The 7,320-nt window shown below is 57.4% G+C and carries 8 protein-coding genes; 6 read left to right on the top strand and 2 right to left on the bottom strand.

Features of this window, described 5'->3' with window-relative positions; genetic code table 11:
* Positions 1–219 precede the first annotated feature (219 nt).
* From JL015_RS27385 to JL015_RS27370, 4 genes are read left to right on the top strand one after another with little or no spacing between them, the layout of a single operon-like run.
* On the top strand, positions 220–1,185 hold the full coding sequence (locus JL015_RS27385; protein WP_025262385.1) for a sulfonate ABC transporter substrate-binding protein: 966 nt from the start codon (positions 220–222) through the stop codon (positions 1,183–1,185).
* Positions 1,186–1,213: 28 nt separating this feature from the next.
* Positions 1,214–2,011, top strand: coding sequence for an aliphatic sulfonate ABC transporter permease SsuC (ssuC, locus tag JL015_RS27380; RefSeq protein WP_122321055.1), 798 nt, complete (start codon positions 1,214–1,216; stop codon positions 2,009–2,011).
* A complete protein-coding gene (ssuB, locus tag JL015_RS27375) occupies positions 2,008–2,820 on the top strand; it encodes an aliphatic sulfonates ABC transporter ATP-binding protein (RefSeq protein WP_122321057.1) in 813 nt (270 codons plus the stop codon). The genes ssuC and ssuB overlap by 4 nt, the downstream gene beginning before the upstream one ends.
* Positions 2,821–2,848: 28 nt before the next feature.
* Positions 2,849–3,064, top strand: a complete 216-nt coding sequence (locus JL015_RS27370; RefSeq protein ID WP_025262382.1) for a TOBE domain-containing protein — start codon at positions 2,849–2,851, stop codon at positions 3,062–3,064.
* A 57-nt stretch (positions 3,065–3,121) separates the two neighbouring features.
* Here JL015_RS27370 and JL015_RS27365 read toward each other — a convergent pair whose 3' ends face one another.
* Both JL015_RS27365 and JL015_RS27360 read right to left on the bottom strand, forming a co-directional pair.
* Positions 3,122–3,760, bottom strand: a complete 639-nt coding sequence (locus tag JL015_RS27365) for a TetR/AcrR family transcriptional regulator (protein WP_201020670.1) — start codon at positions 3,758–3,760, stop codon at positions 3,122–3,124.
* A 176-nt stretch (positions 3,761–3,936) separates the two neighbouring features.
* On the bottom strand, positions 3,937–5,313 hold the full coding sequence (locus JL015_RS27360) for a glutamine synthetase family protein (RefSeq protein ID WP_201007239.1): 1,377 nt from the start codon (positions 5,311–5,313) through the stop codon (positions 3,937–3,939).
* Between the two features lie 71 nt (positions 5,314–5,384).
* On the opposite strand from JL015_RS27360, the gene JL015_RS27355 reads away from it, so the two are divergent.
* Both JL015_RS27355 and JL015_RS27350 read left to right on the top strand, forming a co-directional pair.
* On the top strand, positions 5,385–5,888 hold the full coding sequence (locus JL015_RS27355) for a hypothetical protein (RefSeq protein WP_201020669.1): 504 nt from the start codon (positions 5,385–5,387) through the stop codon (positions 5,886–5,888).
* Between the two features lie 34 nt (positions 5,889–5,922).
* Positions 5,923–7,281: a glutamine synthetase family protein gene (locus tag JL015_RS27350; protein ID WP_095068673.1), complete on the top strand. Its 1,359-nt coding sequence runs from the start codon at positions 5,923–5,925 to the stop codon at positions 7,279–7,281.
* The last annotated feature ends 39 nt before the right edge of the window (positions 7,282–7,320 follow it).

Raw genomic sequence — 7,320 nt, 5'->3', positions numbered from 1 at the left:
TACCTGCAATTCCTGCACTCGGTCCTGCCACCCACGGCCGAGTTCATGGAAAAAGATTGGGAGTGGTGAAGGAATCGGCGAGTGAAGTACCTCATATTCGTTTTGGGAATAACCAAATGAATAAATGAGATTTATGGATATAAAAAACTACTGTTAATGTCACTCCATTACGGCGGTTTTCGCCTCATGAACATTCAATACCCAGCAAAGGAGCGCCCCATGCGCACTCTCATCTTGCGTCGAGGCCTGGCCGCTCTGTTTGCCGCAGCAGTCGCTTTGGGGGCCATTACCCAAGCCCAGGCTGAAGACCTTCGTATCGGTTATCAGAAATACGGCACCCTGGTGGTGCTCAAGGCCAAAGGCTCCCTCGAGAAGCGTCTGGCCGAGCAAGGCGTGAAAGTGCAGTGGACCGAATTTCCGGGCGGCCCTCAGTTGCTGGAAGGATTGAATGTCGGCTCCATCGATTTTGGCGTGACGGGCGAGACGCCTCCGGTCTTCGCGCAGGCTGCCGGCGCGGACCTGCTTTACGTTGCCTATGAGCCGCCAGCGCCTACCAGCGAGGCGATTCTGGTGCCCAAGGATTCACCGATCACTTCGGTCAAAGACCTCAAAGGCAAGAAAGTCGCCCTTAACAAGGGTTCCAACGTTCACTACCTGCTGGTGCGTGCGCTGGAAGACGCTGGCCTGAAATACACCGATATCCAGACCGTATTCCTGCCGCCTGCCGATGCGCGTGCCGCTTTCGAGCGTGGCAGTGTCGATGCCTGGGTCATCTGGGACCCTTACCAGGCCGCAGCCGAACAGCAATTGCAGGCACGTACGCTGAGGAACGGTACCGGTATCGCTGATAACCATCAGTTCTATCTGGCCACCAAGCCTTACGCGCAAAAGAACCCGAAAGTGATCCAGGCCCTTGTCGAAGAAGTTCGAGCAGTGGGCGAATGGTCTCAGGCTCACCCTGAGGAAGTGACCAAACAGGTTGCGCCGTTGTTGGGCCTGCCGGCTGACATCACTCTGACTTCGGTGAAACGCCAAGGCTACGGCGCGCTGTTTATCACGCCTCAGGTCGTCGACGCCCAGCAGAAAATCGCTGACACCTTCTACCAGCTCAAGCTGATTCCCAAACCACTGCGTATTGCTGATGTGATCTGGACACCTCCCGCTGCTGTAGCGAAAGCACAGTGATTGGCAGGCCCTTCGAGGAGACAACTCCATGAGCCTTAGTGCTTTGCAACGAACCATTCACAGACTGGCGCCTTGGGCACTTCCAGTCTTGCTGTTGGCGATCTGGCAACTGTCGGTCAGCGCTGGCTGGCTGTCTACACGCATTCTGCCCGCGCCAAGTGCGGTGATCGAGGCGGGCGTCAATCTGATTGCCAGTGGTGAAATCTGGACTCACCTGGCTATCAGCGGCTGGCGTGCCGGTATCGGTTTCGCCATCGGCGGCGGTATCGGTCTGATCCTGGGTTTCATCACCGGCCTCACCAAATGGGGTGAGCGCTTGCTGGACAGCTCGGTACAGATGATCCGTAACGTGCCGCACCTGGCGCTGATTCCACTGGTCATCCTGTGGTTCGGTATCGATGAGACCGCGAAGATTTTCCTGGTAGCGCTGGGCACCTTGTTCCCTATCTACCTGAATACGTACCACGGTATTCGCAACATCGACCCTGCGCTGGTGGAAATGTCCCGCAGTTATGGCCTGTCGGGCTTCAGCCTGTTCCGTCATGTGATTCTGCCGGGCGCCATGCCTTCGATCCTTGTAGGTGTGCGCTTTGCTCTGGGCTTCATGTGGTTGACGCTGATCGTGGCCGAAACCATCTCGGCCAGTTCCGGTATCGGTTATCTGGCCATGAATGCCCGTGAATTCCTGCAAACCGACGTCGTGGTACTGGCCATCGTGTTGTATGCCGTACTTGGCAAACTGGCCGATCTGGCGGCGCGTGGTCTGGAGCGTGTGTGCCTGCGCTGGCATCCGGCCTATCAAGTAAGCAAAGGCGGTGCAGCATGACAAGTCTGAAACAACAACCTCCGCATTTGCTGCGTGGCATCCCGCTGGCGATTCAGGACCTGAAGAAAGCTTTCGGTTCCCGTGTCGTACTCAAGGACATTGACCTGCATATCCCGGCCGGTCAGTTCGTGGCCGTGGTCGGTCGCAGTGGCTGCGGCAAAAGTACCCTGCTGCGCCTGCTGGCTGGTCTGGACAAGCCTACCGAGGGTCAGTTGCTGGCAGGTTCCGGTGCGTTGGCCGATGCCCGCGAAGACACCCGCCTGATGTTCCAGGAAGCGCGTTTGCTGCCCTGGAAAAAGATCATCGATAACGTCGGCCTTGGCCTGAGCGGTGACTGGCGTCCACAAGCGCTTGAAGCGCTGGAGGCAGTGGGCCTGGCCGAGCGCGCCGATGAATGGCCTGCTGCTTTATCCGGCGGTCAGAAGCAGCGCGTTGCTCTGGCGCGGGCGTTGATCCACAAGCCACGTCTGCTGTTGCTTGATGAGCCGCTGGGCGCGCTGGATGCCTTGACCCGTATCGAGATGCAGCAACTGATCGAAAACCTGTGGCGCAAGCATGGCTTCACTGTGCTGCTGGTGACCCATGATGTCAGCGAGGCAGTCGCCATTGCCGACCGCGTGATCCTGATCGAAGAAGGCCGCATTGGGCTGGATCTTCTGGTCGACCTGCCACGTCCTCGCGCTCGTGGCTCGCATCGCCTTGCTGCGCTGGAAACCGAAGTGCTCAACCGCGTGCTTTCCCTTCCGGGATCGCCGCCGGAACCCGAACCCGTTTCACCGTTGCCCACGCAATTGCGTTGGGCCAATTAACCCCGATCCCACAAAAGGAAGGCATACCATGACTATCAAAGCGATTAACGTGCGCAACCAGTTCAAAGGCACCATCAAGGAAATCGTCCAGGGTGACGTGCTGTCTGAAATCGACGTACAGACCGCTTCCGGTATCGTGACTTCGGTCATCACCACCCGCTCTGTAAAAGAGCTGGAGCTGGCCGTGGGCAGCGAAGTGATTGCATTCGTGAAGTCCACCGAGGTGTCGATCGCCAAGCTGTGATCTTCAGTGACACCCAGCCCCGGACGGTGCAGACCCTCCGGGGTTTTTACGTCCTGATCAAAGAGGCTGAGGCCTTTTTGGCAGGAATGGCGGCAGGTACAGCCCCAGATAGGTGTCGAACACCCGCATGCCTTCTTCGGCCATGCGTGGCGTGATCTGGTCGTGCAGTTGTATCGAGCGGGCGTAGACACGGTCGCCCAGTTCCATCGCCAGGGCGAATACATCCACATCGTCCGGCAGTGCCGGTATCGGGAAATGGCGGTTGAACACTTCAAGCATCAGGTGACCCAGTTCGATGTCGTGCTGGCGGTCGGCCTGATTGATTTCGGTCAGGCCATGCTGGGCAAGGATCAACTGGCGTGCGGCGGCATCGGCGTTATAGATGTTGAGCATGCGCAATTCCACCTGGCGTGACAGATCGCGCCAGTCCTTGAGCTGGTCATGATCGATAGGCGCCTGCAACGATGCCCGGAAGGCTGCATGGATATCGGCGGTCAGGGCCTCAAGCAATGCCGGGACGCTGGCAAAGAAGTGGTAGACAGAAGAGGGCGGTATCTCCGCGCGCTCGGCCACGCTGTAGATCGACAGGCTGGCCACTCCTTCGGCAGCGAGCAAGGTGCGTGCAGCATCGAGAATCGAATCGATTCGTGCCTGGCTGCGTGCTCGGGGTTTGCGAAGGGCGACGGTGCGGGTCATGGGGTGCTCTCGGGGGCGGCGGGGCTGCGGCATTGTACAGTGGCGTCTCTTTTAAGGTCTTCGCGAATAAATTCGCTCCAACAGTGAAAACCCCTGTTGGAGCGAATTTATTCGCGAAGAAAAACAAAAACGCCGCATGACCCTAAGGCTTGCGGCGCTTTGTGCAGCGGTCTGGATCAGACCGTATGCAGGTACCAGTTGTACTCAAGATCGGAGATGGAGTGCTCGAACTCCTCCAGCTCGCTCTCTTTGCAGGCCACGAAGATATCGATGTATTTCGGATCGATGTACTTGGCCATGACTTCGCTGTCGTCCAGCTCGCGCAGTGCGTCGCGCAGGTTGTTCGGCAGGCTTTGCTCGTGCTGCTCGTAGGAGTTGCCTTCCACCGGAGCGCCCGGCTCGATTTTGTTGGTCAGGCCGTGATGCACGCCTGCCAGCACCGAAGCCATCAACAGATACGGGTTGGCATCGGCACCGGCAACGCGGTGTTCGATACGCACGGCATCGGCCGAACCGGTTGGCACGCGCAGCGCAACGGTACGGTTGTCCAGGCCCCAGGTCGGGGAGTTGGGTACATAGAACTGGGCACCGAACCGGCGATACGAGTTGACGTTCGGGCAAAGAAACGCCATTTGTGCCGGTAGGGTCTCGAGCACACCGCCGATCGCATGACGTAATGCGGCGTTCTGCTCGGGATCCTCGCTGGTGAAGATGTTCTTGCCATCACGATCCAGGATCGAGATGTGGACGTGCAGACCATTGCCCGCCTGACCCGGATAGGGCTTGGCCATGAAGGTCGTGTCCATTTCGTGGTCGTAGGCGATGTTTTTGATCAGGCGCTTGAGTAGAACCGCGTAATCGCATGCCTTGATCGCATCGGCGACGTGATGCAGGTTCACTTCAAACTGGGCCGGGGCGCTTTCCTTGACGATGGCGTCGGCCGGAATGCCTTGCTCTTTTGCACCTTCCAGAATGTCCTGGAGGCAATCGACATATTCGTCCAGATCGTCGATCAGGTAGACCTGTGTCGAGTGCGGGCGTTTGCCCGAGATCGGCGAACGTGGCGGTTGTGGGCGACCATTCACGTTCTCCTGGTCGATCAGGTAGAACTCCAGCTCGAAGGCTGCGCAGATGGTCAGGCCCATTTCGTCGAATTTGGCTACTACCTGACGCAGGACTTCACGCGGGTCGGCGAAGAAGGGGTCGCCTTCGAGTTCGTGCATGGTCATCAGCAGCTGTGCCGTAGGGCGCTTCTGCCAAGGCTCGTTGCACAGGGTATCGGGGATTGGATAACAGATTCGGTCAGCATCACCGATATCCAGGCCCAGACCGGTGCTTTCCACCGTGGAGCCATTGATGTCCAGGGCAAATAAAGAGGCAGGCAGGTTGATGCCCTTCTCGTAAACCTTATGGAGGCTGGTGCGTTCTATGCGTTTGCCACGCACCACACCATTCATATCTGCAATCAGAAGGTCAACGTACAGAACCTCAGGATGTTCCTTAAGGAACGCGTTCGCTTCGTTGAGCTGAACGGCACGCGGGGGTACCGACATGATGCAACACCTTTGTTGTTAAAAATATCAATCATCGAGCATTACGGGTTTCAGTCAATCCGAAAGCCTTGATGAAGTCAATAGAGCCTTTTGTTGCCCTAAAACTGCGCCATATAGCCATTTTTGCCGCTATTTGGGGCGCGTATTCCTTGTTTCGAGCAGTGCTGAGTCAAGATCAGGAAGGCCCGTATTCTATTTTTATCGGGGCGTTGTATAAAAAAATGAACAAGGCTAAGCTCGATTGCAACCCACAGAGCAATAAAACCGGGGGTTCAATGCCTTGCCTTCCCTTGATCGACTCTACACCCCGCGCAATACAGAGCGGTCATCATGCCTGCCATATCAGTATCTTTAATGGCCTGTCGTCGAATCTGACAAGACTCTGTGTGCGACCCGACAGCACTGTCATGAGTTCCAGTCATACTGGACATCTGCTCTGTGCTGCACCACCTTTCGATATCGAACATTATCACTATAGCGGCCCGATCAGCGTTACAGATGCCACCTTACCGCTTATTCGTGCCTGCCGAAACGAGTTGTACAACGTGACGCCGATGCGTCGGAAAAACGCCTGATTGCGATCAGGACACGACAACCCCTGAGGTATTTATGAGTACCAACCTCGACCAGCTCACCGATTGGTTGAAAGAACACAAGATCACCGAAGTCGAATGCATGATGTCCGACCTCACCGGGATCACCCGTGGCAAGATCTCGCCGACCAACAAGTTCATTGCCGAAAAAGGCATGCGCCTGCCTGAAAGCGTGCTGCTGCAGACGGTAACTGGCGACTACGTAGAAGACGACATCTACTACGAGCTGCTGGACCCGGCAGATATCGACATGATCTGTCGCCCGGACCAGAACGCGGTGTATCTGGTGCCCTGGGCCATCGAGCCTACTGCGCAGGTCATTCACGACACCTACGACAAGCAAGGCAATCCCATCGAGCTGTCGCCGCGCAATGTCCTGAAAAAAGTCCTCAAGCTTTATGCCGATCAAGGCTGGCAGCCCATTGTTGCGCCGGAGATGGAGTTTTACCTGACCAAGCGCAGCGATGACCCTGATTATCCGTTGCAGCCGCCTGTCGGGCGCTCGGGGCGCCCTGAAACCGGGCGGCAGTCGTTCTCTATAGAAGCCGCCAACGAATTCGACCCGCTATTCGAAGATGTCTACGACTGGTGCGAGCTGCAGAACCTGGATCTGGACACCCTGATCCACGAAGACGGCACGGCGCAGATGGAAATCAACTTCCGTCATGGCGATGCCTTGTCGCTGGCTGACCAGATCCTGGTATTCAAGCGCACCATGCGTGAAGCCGCGCTCAAGCATGACGTGGCCGCCACCTTCATGGCCAAGCCCATGACCGGCGAGCCAGGCAGTGCGATGCACTTGCACCAGAGCATCATCGACATCAAGACCGGCAAGAACATCTTCTCCAACGACGACGGGACCATGAGCCAGTTGTTCCTGAACCACGTCGGTGGTTTGCAGAAGCTTATCCCCGAGCTGTTGCCGCTGTTTGCACCCAACGTCAACTCGTTCCGCCGCTTCCTGCCGGACACCTCTGCCCCCGTAAACGTCGAATGGGGTGAAGAGAACCGCACGGTGGGCTTGCGTGTGCCGGATGCCGTGCCGCAGAACCGTCGCGTGGAAAACCGCCTGCCGGGCGCCGATGCCAACCCTTATCTGGCGATTGCTGCGAGCCTGTTGTGCGGCTTCATCGGCATGGTTGAAGGGCTGAACCCGAGTGCGCCGGTGGTCGGGCGCGGTTACGAGCGACGCAACCTTCGTCTGCCGCTGACCATCGAGGATGCGCTGGAGCGGATGGAAAACAGCAAGACCATCGAAAAGTACCTGGGCAAGAAGTTCATCGTCGGCTACGTGGCGGTCAAGCGTGCCGAGCACGAGAACTTCAAGCGCGTGATCAGTTCGTGGGAGCGGGAGTTTCTGCTCTTCGCTGTTTAAGCCCTGCAGACGCCGCAGAACCTGCTGTGGCGTCTTGTC

Origin of the sequence: Pseudomonas cichorii (assembly GCF_015471405.1) — a bacterium.
Classification (GTDB): Bacteria; Pseudomonadota; Gammaproteobacteria; order Pseudomonadales; family Pseudomonadaceae; genus Aquipseudomonas; species Aquipseudomonas serbiensis.
The sequence above is the reverse complement of the archived record's forward strand: the minus strand, read 5'-3'. Positions and strand labels throughout refer to the sequence as shown.

Coding starts and splice junctions, on each gene's coding strand:
- JL015_RS27385 (WP_025262385.1), top strand. CDS start 220: ATGCGCACTCTCATCTTGCGTCGAGGCCTGGCCGCTCTGTTTGCCGCA.
- ssuC (WP_122321055.1), top strand. CDS start 1,214: ATGAGCCTTAGTGCTTTGCAACGAACCATTCACAGACTGGCGCCTTGG.
- ssuB (WP_122321057.1), top strand. CDS start 2,008: ATGACAAGTCTGAAACAACAACCTCCGCATTTGCTGCGTGGCATCCCG.
- JL015_RS27370 (WP_025262382.1), top strand. CDS start 2,849: ATGACTATCAAAGCGATTAACGTGCGCAACCAGTTCAAAGGCACCATC.
- JL015_RS27365 (WP_201020670.1), bottom strand. CDS start 3,760: ATGACCCGCACCGTCGCCCTTCGCAAACCCCGAGCACGCAGCCAGGCA.
- JL015_RS27360 (WP_201007239.1), bottom strand. CDS start 5,313: ATGTCGGTACCCCCGCGTGCCGTTCAGCTCAACGAAGCGAACGCGTTC.
- JL015_RS27355 (WP_201020669.1), top strand. CDS start 5,385: ATGAAGTCAATAGAGCCTTTTGTTGCCCTAAAACTGCGCCATATAGCC.
- JL015_RS27350 (WP_095068673.1), top strand. CDS start 5,923: ATGAGTACCAACCTCGACCAGCTCACCGATTGGTTGAAAGAACACAAG.